A 16,220-nucleotide genomic window follows, 5' to 3' on the forward strand; every position below is an offset into this window, starting at 1 on the left:
TTAATAACGAAATATAGGATAAGCCGGTTTTTTTGTTATATCGTATGTTTCATTATTGAATTCTGTAGCCACATATAAAATTTTTGCAGCACAGGCAGGGATTATACCCTTTGCAGTTACCATAGTATCAATAGTGGTTGCTAAGGCATTTGCATCATTGGCCGCGACAGGCAATTCTTCATGGATGGCATTATGGTTTACTAATGATTGCATTACCCTACCCTGCAAAATGATTGTTTATTGCCAGTAAGCATTATCTTAACACTTCCCAATTCAACATCAACTACTGACTGAATTTTATGACAGAGCAACAGGCTACCGCTGTAGATTTTCCGGCATCGGCTTTCAACCCGGTTTGCCTGTCCCCGACCATGATACTTACTGCGGCACGGGAGTTGTAGTACTCAACAATTATGTATGCGGAGAATACCAAGGCGGAGGGTATTACTGATTTCATGGCCTTCGCAATACGCAGGCAAGCTGCCGGGCTCAGGCCGGCGTGTCACTTTCGGCATTGCAGAAAATGGAAGATGGCTCATCTATCGTAATAGTACGCAGGCATGTATACCTGTCAGCAAATCAACAGGCCAAACGCGCATGCAAAAATTGACGACGTTATGGCAATTCATGTGACTACTCTGGCACTTTTGGATGGTGATGGTGATGAGGCCCCTTTGAAGATTCTGAATGAATAAATGGTTGTATCATTCAGCACTTTTGATCAAGGCGTACCAGTCAACAGATGGGTAAAGCTTTAAGAAAAGATGGAGTGTTAGCCGGGTAGCCGGCGCAATAAGTCACTAATCTTAAATACCTTATACCGCAATCTGCTGATACGAACTAAGACTGTATCCTTCCAGCTACCGGGCTTTTCTATGCTTGCCGCAAGTAATTTTCAGTAATTATTGCGATCGTTTGAGATAAGACTTATCCTAAAGAACCATAAAGACTTATTAATCATTTAAAAGATGCCATTAAGCAATGGAATTTACATATGCCTATAAATCTTAACAATATAAAATTTATATTATTATCCTATTTCATAGTAATAATTTCTTTTTACTCAAGTGTCTTAACATCCACTTATGCTTTTTTGGATGATTTTGGCACTATTGAAAACGCATTAGCAGGTTTAGATGCACCCTATGTATTTGATATATCCTCAGGCAGGCCTCTTTTTGCCCTTTTCAGAATAATAGATGGAGTGATAACTAGTGGCATTGAAGACCTTTGGATGCAGAGATCGTTTTCAGTGATATCTCTTTTTGCTCTTGCTGTATTTATAAACAGATTTATAACTAAAATACATCTTTTTAACAGGGACGAATATAATTTCACATTTCCCTTGATGATTGCCTTGCTTCCTTCTTTTCAGGTGTATTCGTCTTGGGCAACATGTTATCCTTTTACTCTTGCTGTATTGTTTAGTGGTTTATCTTACTCTTGTTTGACTTCTTCTTTTTTTAACAAAAAACTGGTCAGATGGTTAATATCATGGATGTTTATATGTTGCTCATTTGCAATATATCAACCTGCCGGCATGGCATTTATGGCTTTTGCTTTGTTAGATCAGTGCCTGTCACCAAAATCCGTTAATTACCGCGTTCTTTTTAATTCTTTTGTGATGATGTGCTCTGGCATGCTTTCAAGCCTCATCATGATTAAAGTTGTCCCTCTGCTAGCTTTTGGACAAACATTATCTCGCTCTACGATGACAGATAACCCAACGGGTAAAATCCGATGGTTTTTTGGTGAAGCTATACCAAACTCCTTGGCTAACTACAGTATATCTGCCAGCGAACCCATGCTTATAATTGGTCTTGTCTTCTTTTGTATGGGCCTGGCCTATATCTACAGTAATAAAGATGGAATTAAAAAAGTTCTCTTCACGCTTGTTTTTATTGCTGGGTCGTACTTCCCTAACTTATACGTATCTGAAAGTTGGGCTGCACAAAGATCCATTGTTGCAATGTCTATCTGTATAGTTGCGGTCTCATTATTTGGTTTAATGAAATTTTCTGACTTTTTATTCACACACTTCAGAATCAAAGGAGCTGGAGTATTATCAGTTCTGTTGATTGCATCTGCCGGAGTGACCGCGACAGGAAATATAAATAACTATATGATATCTAACCAGATATCAGAGATAGAATCCGTAGCTTCTGAAATTAGTAACAAAGTAGATAAATCTTTTAGCGGAGCCGTTATGGTAGATATCTCTAAGCGTAACTGGGGTGCCTTTTCCCGTATTGTGAGATATGACGAGTTCGGAGAGAACTCTGTCTATGCACCATGGGCTGCAAGAGGCATACTTTTAACTATTAAGAAAAGCAAGGGATTCTCATACTCTGTACCCAAAAACCCTGTGATTTCCAATAGCAACAATTGTTCTGAAAACTGTATTACCATTCAACCAAATGAAGCAATGCTGAAATCAACTTTAAATTACTAGATATATGACGGATATTTTAGCTTCTGTTATTCTTAGCCTGGTTCAACAGACCAGGCTGTATGTCTTTTTCAGTAGCTTTATTTATTCCTTCAACAGTATCAATGTAATCAAGCCATAGATTCAGGATTTTTTGATCATTTCATTTCCTACCTATGAGTATTTTATTTACCAAACCATATTCTTGTGCTTAGCTGAATCTATCAGACATTTCTTAGTGCTGATGCAAGCTGGCTGATTCAGGCCGGTGTCCCGCGATCAGTTCTTCAGGAAATGGGCGGCTGGGAGTCGCTCGAGATGGTACGGCGATCGCGCATCTGGCGACAAATCATTTAACGGAGCACGCGAAGCAGATAGACGTTATTTTTAGGGTTCCAGTCCCAAATCTGTCCCACTCGCAAATTTGGGAGGGAACGGCTGACAGTTAACTGCTTGATTTGAATGGGACGCCTTACAGGGCTCGAACCTGTGACCTAAGGCTTAGAAGAACGTCGGCGTATCAATAAGTCACTGTTTTAACTGGCTTATCCTGCATTCACAAGTGACACACAGGAAAGTAATGACATATCAGCGACACTCTTGCGGCACTATAGGTGCGTCACTAATTTGTCACTCACTCGTCAGCATAAAATTATCCAGGCTGTCATCGAATTTCATAATCCCCTCTTCATTGCTCTTTATTGATATCAGATACTGCATGCCACGATGTAGCGAAACCGGTTCTTCCACAACAAAGCTGAACCAGTCGGCGTAAACTTGTCCAAGCCAATACCCACCACCATACTCCTCGCGTCGCTGAAAGAAGATATATCTGCCAAGCGGTATCCAGTCTCTCACCTCTTCCCTATACACGATGTCGAAATTAGAATCCTTACCCATAACCCACCTCACAAATACTGTTCATGCATACAGCATTATCACGATAATTTTAAATTATGAAGCGGGAAAAGCCGGAGAAATCTCTGGTGCCTGATCAGCAACGAAAGAATGATTGATGAAGGTTTCTTGTAAGGGGCCTTATTGCTACAATCTTGAGACAAAATTCAAAGGTATAATTTCATGCAAAGACTTAAAAGATCCGGTGGCGTTCGAGGTTTGCTAGCTATTTTTGTTGCATTAGCTTGTGTCTGGCGAGCAGGTTGTATCAAAATGTATAATAAGGAGAAGTGATAAATAATGGGAAAGCTACATAACCTTCACTATTTGAGAGGGGTCGCTGCTCTACTCGTTGTATTTCTTCACTATAATTTTGTACTTCCAGAATACGCACAAAAATATGTAACAACCGATGGCGTTGGTGTAGACACGTTTTTTATAATAAGTGGTTTTATTATAACTTATGCGACACAGAAAAAAGAGAGTGTAACAGAATTTGCAGTTAAGCGACTATTCAGGATATACCCACTTTTTATAGTGGTGTGGTTTATTGCTTCTCTGACAATATATAGTAACGCCTCATGGAAGGATTTAATAAAATCACTTCTGTTGTTTCACAATGATTATAATTACAGAAATGCACCAGCATACGGTTTCAATTTAATGGGTACCCCATGGACATTAACTTATGAAATTTATTTTTATACTATTTTTTGTGTCTCCATGGCAATCTCGCAAAAGTACCGCGTTGCTGTATGCTCTGCAATTATCTTAATTATTGTCGCTGGGATGCAATTAATATTCAATCATGAATTTTCATTTTCATCTCAAATGTCTGCAAAATTGTACATAAGCGAGTGGTGGATGGTTCCAACAAAAATATTGAGTACTACAGTCCTTTTTGAGTTTATAGCTGGGATGCTGGTCGCTAAGGCTTTCATGCAATTCAATCATAAACCTGGCAAGTCTACTACCTGCTATATATTACTAACTTGTCTATTTGTAATCATTTCGGTTGTTATCATTTTCGGATTTGGACCCGTTGGTTTATTTGGAAGTTTCTGGGTTGCACTTCCATTGCTCATCGCTACTGTATGCATTGATAAGTATGGGCCTACATTTAAATCATCCTTCTTAAACAATGCGGGTAATATCTCATATTCACTTTACATCATTCACTTCCCTGTGATGACGTTTTTCAGGCAATATTTTTTTGAAAAACACCAACTAACCGACACGCAGAGATTTATATGTTTTAGCTTAATGATAGCACTTTGCTATATAGCTGCAAACATTGCGCATACTTTAATTGAAAAACCTGCAATTAAATTATCACGTAAAATTTGCATGCGATTCAAAGCACCACCTCTTAATTTCAGTTAATTACATTTCAACCTATTAGAGTTACTCCAACGTGACTCTAATAGTGGTGGTAAAGCCTTCGCCATAATAAAATAACCCATCTAATTCATTATAATATATGCCGGTTTGGCAAAGTATTCCATCTAATATTTCCATCAAATAATAACCTTCAATTTGAAATGTTTCATCGGCAACAATAGTGTTTACGACTAATATTGTTTCATTTGTTATGAGAGCATAACTCTTAATCATTATGCGTGCTCCTCAAGTGTGATGCAGCCGTTAGCCCCTTTACCCGCACCGTATGAAGACTGGCCAGACGAACTACCGGCTCCACCGCCACCCGGGAAACCGCCAACATCACCGTTAGATGAGTACAAAGAAAAGCTGATTTCAGCGGCCACGCGCAGCCAATACCTTTCATTCATTCGCGGATTATTTCGGATCGCCGCTGATGAATGGAAGTGGCTAAGCAAAGCACCTGTCATCAAGACGAGAAAGCCAATCTCCCGCCACATAAAATGGCTGACACGCGAAGAGGCATTAACGCTCATCGAATGCATGCCGGACGGCTTCAAACCGATTGTGATCTTCGCGCTGGCCACAGGAGTGCGCAGGTCTAACATTTAGGATTTGGAATGGTCGCAGATTGGTATGCAGCGACGGGTAGCGTGGATACATCCGGAGAACGCCAAAGCGGGCAAGGCTATTGACGTCGCACTGAATGATACCGCATGCAAAGTTCTGAAAGAGCAGATTGGTCGCCACCACAAGTTCGTGTTTGTTCATAACTCAGCTAGCACCGCGCTGATGGAACAAAGACTGCTGAGGTGAGAAAGATGCGCGTTGATGATAACACGGCCAGGAGGACTGGTTTAAAGCGGGCTGGTATTACAGATTTCCGTTTCCATGACCTGAGACACATTTAGGCAAGTTGGTTGGTCCAGGCTAGGTTGCCACTTTCTGCACTGCAGGAAATGGGAGGTTGAGAATCTATCGAGATGGTACGCAGGTATGCACACCTGTCGCCAAATCACCTGACCGAGCACGCATGCAAAAATCGATGACGTTATGGCAATTCATGTGACTACTCTGGCGCTTTTGGATGGTGATGGTGAAGTGAAGAAGGCGTAACTAATTGATTTGAAATGGTCCCCTACAGGATTCGAATATAGCCATTACAGCCCTTGTTATTACAGTATTTTTGCCTGTTCGAAAAACGCCGGAGCCCCCAATTAGGCCCCCAATCATATTTCGCTGAAAAAATAAGCAACTTCGAGGCTAGTGATTGTCACTGTGAATCACCACGCTGCCAACATCTCTGAATATCGTCTTATTATTCAACAAATGTAGATGTGCTTTGATTTGCTTCTTGGCCTGGTCAGTTCAGACGTAGGAAAGTCTATTCATTCGCGGCACCGACTTTGTTGGTGCGATTCCATGTCTATGTAGTCCAGTCAGCATTAAGGGATATTTCAGCTAGCCCTTCATCCTTCAGTTCCTCCCGCCCCCTCCGTGATACAGGCGACGCCTGTGGTAAAACAATGGGATAATCGCTTAAGTTTTACGCCTGAGTGCCGATATTATTCTTAATAGCTTTCGACAGAATAATTAATGTCAGAGTTTTTTCATACGTGACACAACCTGTCAACTAGCGCATGTAAGCTTACCAACAGATGAACAACACGGAAGTGAAAAATGAGCAAAAAAAATCTCTTATTGGCTACGCGTCTTGCGGATATTTTATTACGTTTTAACCGTGGTGAAACTTTAACGCTTAGCGGTCTGGCTGAAGAATACGGGGTGCATCAACGCACCATCCGTCGTGATATAGAAGAGCGACTCGCCATTACGGGGATTGTAAAAAACGCTGCTCTCAACGGCTATAGTCTGCGTCCTGAGTATCTGGGAAAGTTTGATGCCTCAAGCATTGATACTTTTGCCTGCGTAGCGGGAGTAAAAGGATTATTTCCAGTATTGGACAGGAAAATGCTTCAGTCCATGTTTTACCCGACTTCGACGCAGAATATCCTTGTGATGGGCCATCACTACATCAAAAGTGAGCAGCAAACTGACAATTTCACACGTTTACAGCAGGCAATTGATGAACGTCGTCGTGTGTCATTTAGCTATTACAAACGCGCCGAACAGCGAAGTTACAGCGTAGAGCCCTATCAGTTGATTAACCACAACGGGGTCTGGTATCTCGCCGCGCAGCATGAAGAAAAAATTAAGAAGTTCACGCTCGGTAAAATATCTGCCTTAAATTGTACTTTCGATCTCTTTGAGCGCTCTCAGGCGCTAACGGAAACGTTGAAAAATGAAGAGAGTGTATGGAGTACTGAACAAAAATTTGAAGTGGTAATAAAAGTATCCCCTGAAGTGGCTGAATACTTTCAGCGCCGGGATTTGGTAGTTGGACAGATCATAGAAAAAGAACTGACTGATGGTGGGTTAATTATATCTACAAATGTATCGCATAAAAATGAAGTCTTGCCTGTGGTGCAATACTGGTTACCCCACTTGAGAATTATTTCACCTGAAAATTTACAGCAGGAAATGGAAAAAGTAATCAGAAATTATCTGGGAATATAAGGTAAGGGCATGGCAGAAAATAAACCAGGCAAAAAAAAGTCCGCCAGGAAACTATTTACCAGGCCGGAACATTGTAATGTAATTATTGCGGCCACAATGAGTGCAGGGAAAACTTCGCTTATTAACGCGCTACTTGGCAATGAAATTCTTTTTTCGGCTAATGAAGCAGCAACGGCGACGCTAACACGTATTACTCATAACCGTAGTTTACGTCAGCGCATCGAAGGAGTGAGCTACAATCAACAGGGCGAATGCCATGAACGTAGTAACAATGTGCAAAGTGCGACGCTCAGGCAGTGGAACGGTCATCAGGCAGTGAAATATATCGAGCTGGATTGCCGTATTGACAGCTTGCGCAAAACAGTGAAGCCGCTGGTTATTTACGACACCCCAGGGCCGAACAACAGCCAGGATGCCAGTCATAAACACCTATTGGACGCAGCGCTGACATTACCAGGGAAAAAACTGCTGGTATATGTGCTCAATGCAACCCAACTGGCTACTCTTGACGATAAGTTACTGCTACAAGAGATAAAAAATAGCCCGGCGTTAGCATCAGGCAACCAGATTATTTTTATCCTCAATAAAGTGGATCAGCTTGATGACGAGCGCGGCGAGACCATAGAGCTTTTTCTTGAAAAAGCTCGACAATATCTGGAACAAACAGGGTACCGGCAACCGGTGATTATACCGGCGATGATGCAAACATCCTTAATTGCCAAAAAAGTACTCAACCGCAAAAGTATTACGCGTAATCAAAAGCATCGTTTGCAGGCCGAACTCGAGCGTTTTCGAGAAAACAAATTTAGTCTGAATGAAGTATCACATATTTCTGTGGCGATTAAGCGCAAAGTTCGCGCCGAATTGAAAAGGACACTGCCTGAAAATATGCAGTCAGACATGTTTGATAAAACTGAGTTGACTCAATTTATTGCCTACAGCGGTATTCGTACCCTGGAAATTTTTCTTTCACAGCATAATTAATCCTTTGGAAATCTATGAACAGCATATATCTGGAACATAACCCCTTTACCGTGGAATCTACGTTTTTGGTCAACGGAACCGAGCCTGCGCCAGGATGTAAACTCTCCAGTTATAAAGAAGCGCGCTTACAGCTTTGGGTGGAATCATTGTTTAGCGAGATACAGGCGTTGCTTAACGGAGAAACACAGCTTGAGGTTGAGTTTAAAGGCGTTGAATCGGACTTTATGGATGTACAGGATGCCGCCACAAAAGCACGTGAGAGCGGCATGGAAATTAGCCTGCGCTGGCAACCAGTGCGTGCGACGGAAGACCGTCTGGACGAGATTAATGCGCTGATGGAAGAGGCGAAGCTCAACCCGCAGTTCAATGACTACATCGTCAACAACGAACAGGTGCGTAACGATTTTCGCGAAGCCTTCAACAATGACTTTAACGTATATGTTGTCGCAACCATGTCTTCGGGCAAATCAACGTTAATCAATGCCATGCTTGGCCAGGATCTGCTGCCCGCGGCAAACGAAGCTACCACCGCAACCATCGCGCAAATCATTGATGATAAAACCACTGGGGCAAATTTTACGGCGCGCCGCTTCTCAAGCGCAGGTGAGGAAGAGTCGCTGCCAGAAATCAACGTTGATACGCTCAAAGAGTGGAACCAGTTACCGGATACGCAGGAAATTGAACTGCGTGGCAATATCGTGGCGATGCAACCGCGCGATCATGTTCGTCTTGTACTGACCGACACGCCAGGACCAAATAACAGCCAGGATGCAGATCATGAGCTTAAAACCATGGGTTTCATTAAGGATTCAAGACGTAACCCATTGATTCTTTATGTGCTCAACGGTACGCAACTGGGCACTAACGACGATAAAAACCTGCTGGGTCTGGTCGCTGAAACCATGCAAAAAGGCGGTAAACAAAGTAAAGATCGTTTCATTTTCGTCGTGAATAAGATGGATGCTTTTGACCCTGAAAATGGCGAAAATGTTGGTGCAGCGCTGCAGCGGGTGAAGACCTATCTTGAAAGTAACGGTATCCGGAACCCGCAGGTGTACCCGGTATCAGCACACTTAACTCGTCTGTTACGCAAACACCCGGATTCCTTAACCCGCAAAGAACGCGGAGATGTGAATACCCTGACGGATCTGTTCCTCGAAGAGCCGACGATGAACTTCCCGGAATACATGCCGCTTACCTCACGCGTGCGCCGGAGTCTTGAAGAGCGTGGCTTTACCAATGTGCTAAAGCGCAGCGGTTTGCCCGCCGTAGAAGTGATGATTGATGAATACATCGATAAATATAACGTGCCAACTCGTCTGAATCGCGCTTATGCCGCGCTGCATCGTGCCATTGGTCTGGGGATGAAAGAAACCCAGCTTGCCGAGCAGCTCAAGAAAGATGAAAAAGAGCTGGTGCTGATTAATGATGAAATTACTTTGCTGCAGGAAAGGCATAAAAAGGGGCTGAATACCGAAGCTTATAAAGAGCAGCTTCGCCGTGAAGGGAAAGGGCTGCCGGCGTTCATTGCTGAAAGATTCACTCAGGAAGATATGAAATTCCGCCGCCTGTTAAAGGAACTGTCCAATGAAATTAGCGCTCAGGGAGAGGTGGATGTAAACCGTGCAAAAATTGAATTAGAAAATGCCGAGCGGAAACTGACGTTTGCCAGTAACGATCTGATCGGTAATTTTGAAATTGCCTTCTCGGACGGTCAACAGCATATTAAAGATGAATTACAAAAAGAGTATCTGAAATTTATCGCCGAGATATTTGGTGAAGCCCGCACCCTGGCTTTGCCTTTGCTGCAGGGCCTCAAAGAGAGCATGCAGGATATGTCGCTTAACCTTAGCCTCAACGATCGCGATGTTAAAACCAAAGAGGAACGCTATAACGGCCGCGAGGTCAGCGACTCCAACTGGTATAACCCATTCTCCTGGGGGCGTAAGCGTACCGAATACGATTACCGCACCGTCGAATATGTCGATATGAATGAAACCTGGAAAGAGAAACGAACCATCATCGAAAGCGAGTTTAATGACTTCCGGGCCAGCGCGCTGAAAAAATTTGAGTCGGATAAAGATAAGCTGGTGAAAAACTATCTGGCCTTTATTGAACGCGAATTTAACGAGAAGTTCGAAGCTTTAATCGGCGCGATGCAAGAGCAGCTAAATAATAAAGAGGTTCGCGAGCAGACTATCGCTGAGGCGAGAGAGCAGCAGCGCTGGATTATCGATTTTAAAGCGAAGCTTGATAATACGCTGGCCATTTAATAAGGAAGTCATGATGGACGATAAATCTAAAACACGGCAAAGCCTGCGCCAGAATTTACTTGAGCAGTTAACCCGTAACGAACTGGAAGGCGATGAAATACGCCAGATTGTTGCCTCCAGCGCCGCTATTGCTGATTTCTTTGATGACTACCTGGTCAACGAGATCTTCGCGGCCATTGAGCCGGATGAGCTTGACTGGAACGCCGGGTATTTCGACCGCCAACGCAAGCTGGCGCAGAACAACTTCGCCGAGAAGCGCATCAGTCATCTTATTGATGTTCGTGAGTATCTGATTCGTAATGATATTGCTGGATTTGCAAAAGCGCCGGTAACCGGGCGCACAGAGGGAACGAACACAATGAATATGCAAGGCTATTTACCCGGCGCTAATCTGGCAAGAATGGTTGAACAAGGCGTTACCAGCATGGTGCGTTCGGCCTTAATCAATGAGCTTGAAAACAACCGCCTTGAAGATAATGAAATCAACAAGGCCGTCGCCTGGACACAGGAACGGGTCGCCGATTTATTTGTCGACTATGAAGAAAACTCTCTGGCAGGGAAAATGAATAACAACCCCAGCCAGTGGGATGCCGATTACTACGACCTGCAAACTTCTTATCTGAATAGCAACTTTGCCAAAGTCCGTTTCGAACACTTGATTACGGTACGAAACTCGCTGCGCCTGCACGGAGTTAAAGGTTTTGAGCACATCATTATCAAGCCAAAAACCCAGCCGAAGCCTAAGTCACAGACAGCTCCACGCCCGCACTCTGATGCTTCCTCCCACCCACAGCCTGGCTTTCTGCGTATCGCGTTGATGGCTGGCGGGGCACTGGCAGTACTGGCGGCGCTGGTGATTTCTCTACTCTAAGGATGGATTTATGACGCAATTAACGATGACGCCAGCGCGCCTGAAAGAACTAGAGCAGCGCACGGATGTAACTTTGCAATCAGCAAGAACGCTCATCAATCGCAGCTATCTGGCGGAGATGAAAAATTACCCGTTGCAGTCTATATCCACTCAGACAGGGCTACCAACCAATCGTGCCGGGGATGTTCGTATTTTCCGCATCGAACGCATCGTGCAGGAAAACAAACAGTCGGTGCTTGAAAGCACCACGGCTGCTTACACCGCATTGGGTGCAGCCGGTTACGCCGTCTTTCTGTTCCTGAAATCCGATGGACGTGAAACCAATTTGTACATTGGCACACGCGGTACGCCGGGAAAAATGCTGGGGCATAACTCAGGTGAACTGCTGAAAGAAACCTTCAAAGGGCACTTTTCCGGCAGCAGCCTGGTACCGCTTGCAGCGGGTGAAACCGACGAACTGCTTGATGGGGCGCTGGCGCAACAGGATGAACCTTCGGCGACAATCACCGCTGTCACGGGCGTGCCATCCTTGTCTACCGATAATCATGAGCATTTCATGCAAGGGCTGGAGCATTTTATCGATGCAGCGGAAAGCCGTGTTTATCAGGCACTCATCCTTGCAGAACCTGTCTCGCCACAAAATCTGGAAGTGATCCGCACCGGTTATGAGCAAGTAGCGACACAGCTCTCTTGCCTGGCAAAAAGGCAGTATTCGTTTGGGGTACAGGATAGCGAAAGCGTTGGTCTGAGCATCAGTGAAGGGTTGAGCCAGTCGTTGGGTGAAAGCCTGGGAATGACTGAAACCAAAGGAACTTCCGATACCACCAGTAAATCGACCACGGAAAGCTGGGGAGAGTCGCAAACCGTAAGCACGTCCGACGCTTTCACGCGCACCTATGATGAATATCAACAGGCACGCGCTCAGGGCGATAGAATGGGGGTAGTCGGCGGTATCGGCACCCTGCTGAAAAATACAGTGTTACCAAGAAATATTTCTGCCAGCCAGAATAGTGGCGGGTCAGAGAGTCTTTCCGATAGTCATACTACTAACCTGTCACAAGCCAACAGTTCAACGACGAGCAAAACCGATACGACCAGCCATACCGACAGCCAATCGCTGAATAAAACCCAGGGTAACAGTCAACAAATTTCCTTTGAAATCAGCGATAAAACTATTGAAAAGATGCTGGAAAAAGTTGACCACCACCTGGAGCGCGTCAATGAAGCACGAACCTACGGCGGCTGGCAAACCGCTGCCTACTTTATCGGTGACAGTGCGGCCTCTTCGGAATCATTAGCCAGTATTTTCCTGGGCCTGATGCGCGGCAGTCGTTCCAGTACTGAAGATTTTGCACTCACGACCTGGCAGTCACAAAATAAAAAAATGGTGCTCGACTGGCTGGCAACGCTTACACACCCGCGCCTGACTCCAGTTTTTTCTGAAGGCATCAATATTGATTACCTGACGCCTGCAACGCTTGTTTCAGGCAAAGAAATGGCGATTCAGCTTAGCCTGCCGCGCCGCTCTACCTCCACCGTGGCGGTACTTCAGACGCAGGCTTTCGGGCGTAAAGTTCAACGCCTTGATAGCAACGGCATTAGAACGCATGCTGAACGCGAAATTTGCCTGGGCTCTATACGCCATCTTTGGAACGATCTACCACAAACTATCAACTTAGATGTCAACCAGTTAGCGAGCCACCTATTTGTGACGGGTTCAACCGGCGCGGGGAAAAGCAACGCTATTTACGAGGTGCTTTCCCAACTGGGCCATCATAAGGTTCCGTTTATGGTGATTGAACCGGCGAAAGGCGAATACAAGCATATGTTTGGTCACCGCAGCGATGTGCGGGTTCTGGGCAGCAATGCGAAGTACAGCGAATTGTTGTGCATAAACCCATTCCGCTTCCCGGATGAAACCCATGTCCTTGAGCATATTGACCGGCTGGTGGAAATATTCACCATGTGCTGGCCAATGTATGCCGCTATGCCAGCAATTCTGAAAGAAGCAATTCTGCAAAGCTATAGTGAATGCGGCTGGAATATGGTGAGTTCCGTCAACCGTTTCACCCCAGCGCTGTTCCCGACATTCAACGATCTGCTAACGCAACTGAAAGCGGTGATTGATGATTCCGCCTACTCTCAGGAACTAAAAAGCAATTACACCGGTTCGTTGGTGACACGCGTAAAATCGCTGACTAACGGATTGAATGGACTGATTTTCTGTGGTGAAGAAATTGATAACGCGGAGTTGTTCGACAGCAATGTGATTATCGATCTTAGCCGCATTGGCTCTCAAGAGACGAAATCCCTGATTATGGGGATTCTGGTTATCCGCCTGAGTGAACACCGCGCTGCATTTTCAGGTATGAACCAGCCGTTGAAACATGTCACGGTGCTGGAAGAAGCTCACAACATTCTTAGACGCAACACCTCTGGCGGTGGCGGCGAAGGGAATGACATTACGGGAAAATCGGTGGAGATGCTCTCTAATGCTATTGCCGAAATGCGTACCTGGGGTGAAGGGTTTATTATTGCTGATCAATCCCCTTATGCCGTTGATATTTCTGCGATTCGTAATACCAACACTAAAATTATCATGCGCCTGCCAGAGGAGGCTGACCGGCGTATCGCGGGAAAATCCGCAGGTCTGAACGACGAGCAGCTTGATGAGCTGGCGCGGCTACCGCAAGGGGTGGCGCTAGTTTACCAAAACGACTGGCTGGAGCCGGTGCTATGCCGGATTAATAAATTTGCCGGTAAAGAAGAGATATTCCATTACGAAGCCACAGCCGTTGTTACCGACAATCACCAGCTCTTTAACCAGCAACTGATTGCCTGGCTGATGGCTCCGCGCCTGTGCCAGCCTCAGGAGATCCCCCTGGAGTCGCTGGAAGCTGGGCTGGAAGGTAGTTTGCTGGCAACCGGGCAAAAAATTGCGCTGAAAACACTATTTGAAGAGTTCCGCGCAACCGGAGGAATCAATCTGCAAAACGAACAGCATTTTACTCGCATGGCAAAACTGGTAGTTAACCTTCTCGACTGCACCACCTCCATTGAACGATGCGTCCGCGCCGCTCCGGACTTCAATCAGTTGGAACAGTCGTTCCGCCAGCTTATTGCTAAGCAAACCGGTGAACTGCCCGCAGGACTTGAGCGGGCGGTGCAGCAGTGTTTTATGCGCGAACTGGCTGGCAGAAATGATGAATACCTGAAGGTCTATGCCGCATGGCGTAAACACGTCACCGCGGAGGCTATAGCATGATTGAAATGGCTGTATTAAAAGAGCTGGCGATGGAAGCACTGGGTGATCTGATGGAAAGTGTGAAAGACCTGAAGATCGAGGACATTAATGTTGAAGATCTCGACAGGCCCGTTGATCTGGATTTACTGCGCAACGAACTGACGCCGCTTTCTGACGAAACTAAAGAGGTTCTCAGCGAGGAAGGTTACAGCGACGAAGTTATCGATAGTATTGCCAGCGAAGAAGAGGCGGCGATTTATCAGGATGCAGGGCTGGAATGTCAGACCGTTAACGGCAATGATGCGTTAATTAATACTGAAATCGATTTGGACCAAACAGATTCCCTGGGTGACACCAATCTTGAACGTATGGAAAAGGGCAAAGCGCCGCTGGATGCCAATGGTAAACCTATAGAATTACATCATGTCGGGCAGAAGGCAGATTCCCCGCTGGCAGAATTAACGCACGCGCAGCATATGGAAGGTGGAAATAATACTATCTTGCATGACACTACAAAAGAATCTGAAATCGACCGTGGGGCATTCGGCAAAGAGCGCGAAGCGCACTGGAAAGCACGAGCGGAAGAGATTAAGCTACTTCAGGAAAAGGAGGCAGCATGAAAAAGTTAGAGCAGCAGGTTGCAACGCACGACGCCGATATTCGCCCTGCAACAGAAAATGAAATTAACGCTGCGGAACAGGCGCTGCGTATGCATTTTTCAGAGGAATATAAAACCTACTTGTCTGAGTTTGGTTTGGTCGCCTCTGGTGCTACGGAAATTTACGGTCTTGGCGTCCCTGCCACTTCACATCTGAATATTCTAAGCGCGATAGAACCGCTACGTGAAGGCAAGGATTATCCACAGCAGGCCGTACCACTTTATGATATCGGCGATGGTTACTATTCTCTCTACGACAATCGTCAGTGCAAAATCCTCACCTGGTCGATGATAACCGGGGTGGTGGAAATAAGTGATGAGACGCTTGAAGCCTTCCTGCTACGTGTCATTTTTGATGTTAAATAATAAATGCTTAGTATTCCGCTTAATTAGTCCATAAAATAAACCCGTCAGCTAGGAATAGCTAGCGGGTAATGCTGTAAATAAAAAGAGACAAATTTCGGGAGCGGATATCATAGTGCCCCTAACTGGAATCCTATAACTGAATCATCACAGTGACAGCATTAAGCACAGAAAAATAATTTGGGTTTGTCGTGATTCGCGCTGGATGGTATCCGGCAACATTCCTTATCCTTTCAGGCTGGCAAAAGCCACAAAGATATTCTCTGGACCATCCATCTCGCAACCAGCAACGGGCGCTTTTATCTGTCGGATTGCAAGGATTACACCTACAAGGTGAATGCGCATTCCATCACCCACCGGCGCGATTATTATGATGTCAGGGCACAAAGCTACATTGAAGTCATTGCGGAGATTATCCGGCTTGCCAGGCTGGAGGAAAACAAAGACATCAGCCTGTTTTTGTTCCGGCATGCTTTGGTCGAAGCTCGGCATTTTTTGGGACTTTACCGGAAAAGGGTTCAGAATACCTCTGGCATGAAAGCTAA

At 45.1% G+C, this 16,220-nt stretch carries 13 protein-coding genes and 2 pseudogenes; 11 read left to right on the plus strand and 4 right to left on the minus strand.

The window, feature by feature from the left end:
* Nucleotides 1–213, minus strand: a complete 213-nt coding sequence (locus J1781_RS18860) for a hypothetical protein (protein WP_129990604.1) — start codon at nucleotides 211–213, stop codon at nucleotides 1–3.
* A 781-nt stretch (nucleotides 214–994) separates the two neighbouring features.
* Between J1781_RS18860 and J1781_RS18865 the strand changes: the two genes are divergently transcribed.
* Entirely contained in the window at nucleotides 995–2,452 is a 1,458-nt protein-coding gene (locus J1781_RS18865) for a hypothetical protein (protein ID WP_129952086.1), read from the plus strand.
* A gap of 222 nt (nucleotides 2,453–2,674) precedes the next feature.
* Nucleotides 2,675–2,877, plus strand: a pseudogene (locus tag J1781_RS18870) (integrase); the annotation flags it as partial.
* A 181-nt stretch (nucleotides 2,878–3,058) separates the two neighbouring features.
* Here J1781_RS18870 and J1781_RS18875 read toward each other — a convergent pair.
* Nucleotides 3,059–3,328, minus strand: a complete 270-nt coding sequence (locus J1781_RS18875; protein WP_217156316.1) for a hypothetical protein — start codon at nucleotides 3,326–3,328, stop codon at nucleotides 3,059–3,061.
* A gap of 297 nt (nucleotides 3,329–3,625) precedes the next feature.
* Between J1781_RS18875 and J1781_RS18880 the strand changes: the two genes are divergently transcribed.
* Complete coding sequence (locus tag J1781_RS18880; protein WP_217234005.1) at nucleotides 3,626–4,708, plus strand: acyltransferase family protein; 1,083 nt, start codon at nucleotides 3,626–3,628, stop codon at nucleotides 4,706–4,708.
* Between the two features lie 21 nt (nucleotides 4,709–4,729).
* Here the strand turns inward: J1781_RS18880 and J1781_RS18885 are convergent, their stop codons facing one another.
* A complete protein-coding gene (locus tag J1781_RS18885; RefSeq protein ID WP_217234006.1) occupies nucleotides 4,730–4,939 on the minus strand; it encodes a hypothetical protein in 210 nt (69 codons plus the stop codon).
* Nucleotides 4,940–5,044: 105 nt separating this feature from the next.
* Here J1781_RS18885 and J1781_RS18890 point away from each other — a divergent pair.
* The 8 genes and pseudogenes from J1781_RS18890 to J1781_RS18925 all read left to right on the plus strand — a co-directional run.
* Nucleotides 5,045–5,754 (plus strand): annotated as a pseudogene (locus tag J1781_RS18890) (site-specific integrase); the annotation flags it as partial.
* A gap of 631 nt (nucleotides 5,755–6,385) precedes the next feature.
* Nucleotides 6,386–7,282, plus strand: a complete 897-nt coding sequence (locus J1781_RS18895; RefSeq protein WP_217234007.1) for a helix-turn-helix transcriptional regulator — start codon at nucleotides 6,386–6,388, stop codon at nucleotides 7,280–7,282.
* Between the two features lie 9 nt (nucleotides 7,283–7,291).
* Entirely contained in the window at nucleotides 7,292–8,266 is a 975-nt protein-coding gene (locus J1781_RS18900; RefSeq protein WP_217234008.1) for a dynamin family protein, read from the plus strand.
* 14 nt (nucleotides 8,267–8,280) lie between these two features.
* Complete coding sequence (locus J1781_RS18905; protein WP_129952092.1) at nucleotides 8,281–10,539, plus strand: dynamin family protein; 2,259 nt, start codon at nucleotides 8,281–8,283, stop codon at nucleotides 10,537–10,539.
* Between the two features lie 10 nt (nucleotides 10,540–10,549).
* Nucleotides 10,550–11,410: a hypothetical protein gene (locus J1781_RS18910; RefSeq protein ID WP_238483580.1), complete on the plus strand. Its 861-nt coding sequence runs from the start codon at nucleotides 10,550–10,552 to the stop codon at nucleotides 11,408–11,410.
* Between the two features lie 10 nt (nucleotides 11,411–11,420).
* A complete protein-coding gene (locus J1781_RS18915) occupies nucleotides 11,421–14,675 on the plus strand; it encodes an ATP-binding protein (RefSeq protein ID WP_217234009.1) in 3,255 nt (1,084 codons plus the stop codon).
* Nucleotides 14,672–15,274 (plus strand): HNH/ENDO VII family nuclease, encoded by a 603-nt coding sequence (locus J1781_RS18920; protein WP_217234010.1) that lies wholly within the window; start codon nucleotides 14,672–14,674, stop codon nucleotides 15,272–15,274. Before J1781_RS18915 ends, J1781_RS18920 begins: the two co-directional genes overlap by 4 nt.
* Nucleotides 15,271–15,678, plus strand: a complete 408-nt coding sequence (locus J1781_RS18925; RefSeq protein WP_217234011.1) for an SMI1/KNR4 family protein — start codon at nucleotides 15,271–15,273, stop codon at nucleotides 15,676–15,678. The genes J1781_RS18920 and J1781_RS18925 overlap by 4 nt, the downstream gene beginning before the upstream one ends.
* Nucleotides 15,679–15,900: 222 nt before the next feature.
* Here the strand turns inward: J1781_RS18925 and J1781_RS18930 are convergent, their stop codons facing one another.
* The gene (locus J1781_RS18930; RefSeq protein ID WP_217234012.1) at nucleotides 15,901–16,167 is read right to left on the minus strand and encodes a hypothetical protein; all 267 of its coding nucleotides are present in this window, start codon (nucleotides 16,165–16,167) and stop codon (nucleotides 15,901–15,903) included.
* Nucleotides 16,168–16,220: the final 53 nt, after the last annotated feature.

Source organism: Rahnella perminowiae (assembly GCF_019049695.1).
In the GTDB taxonomy this organism is placed as follows: domain Bacteria; phylum Pseudomonadota; class Gammaproteobacteria; order Enterobacterales; family Enterobacteriaceae; genus Rahnella; species Rahnella perminowiae.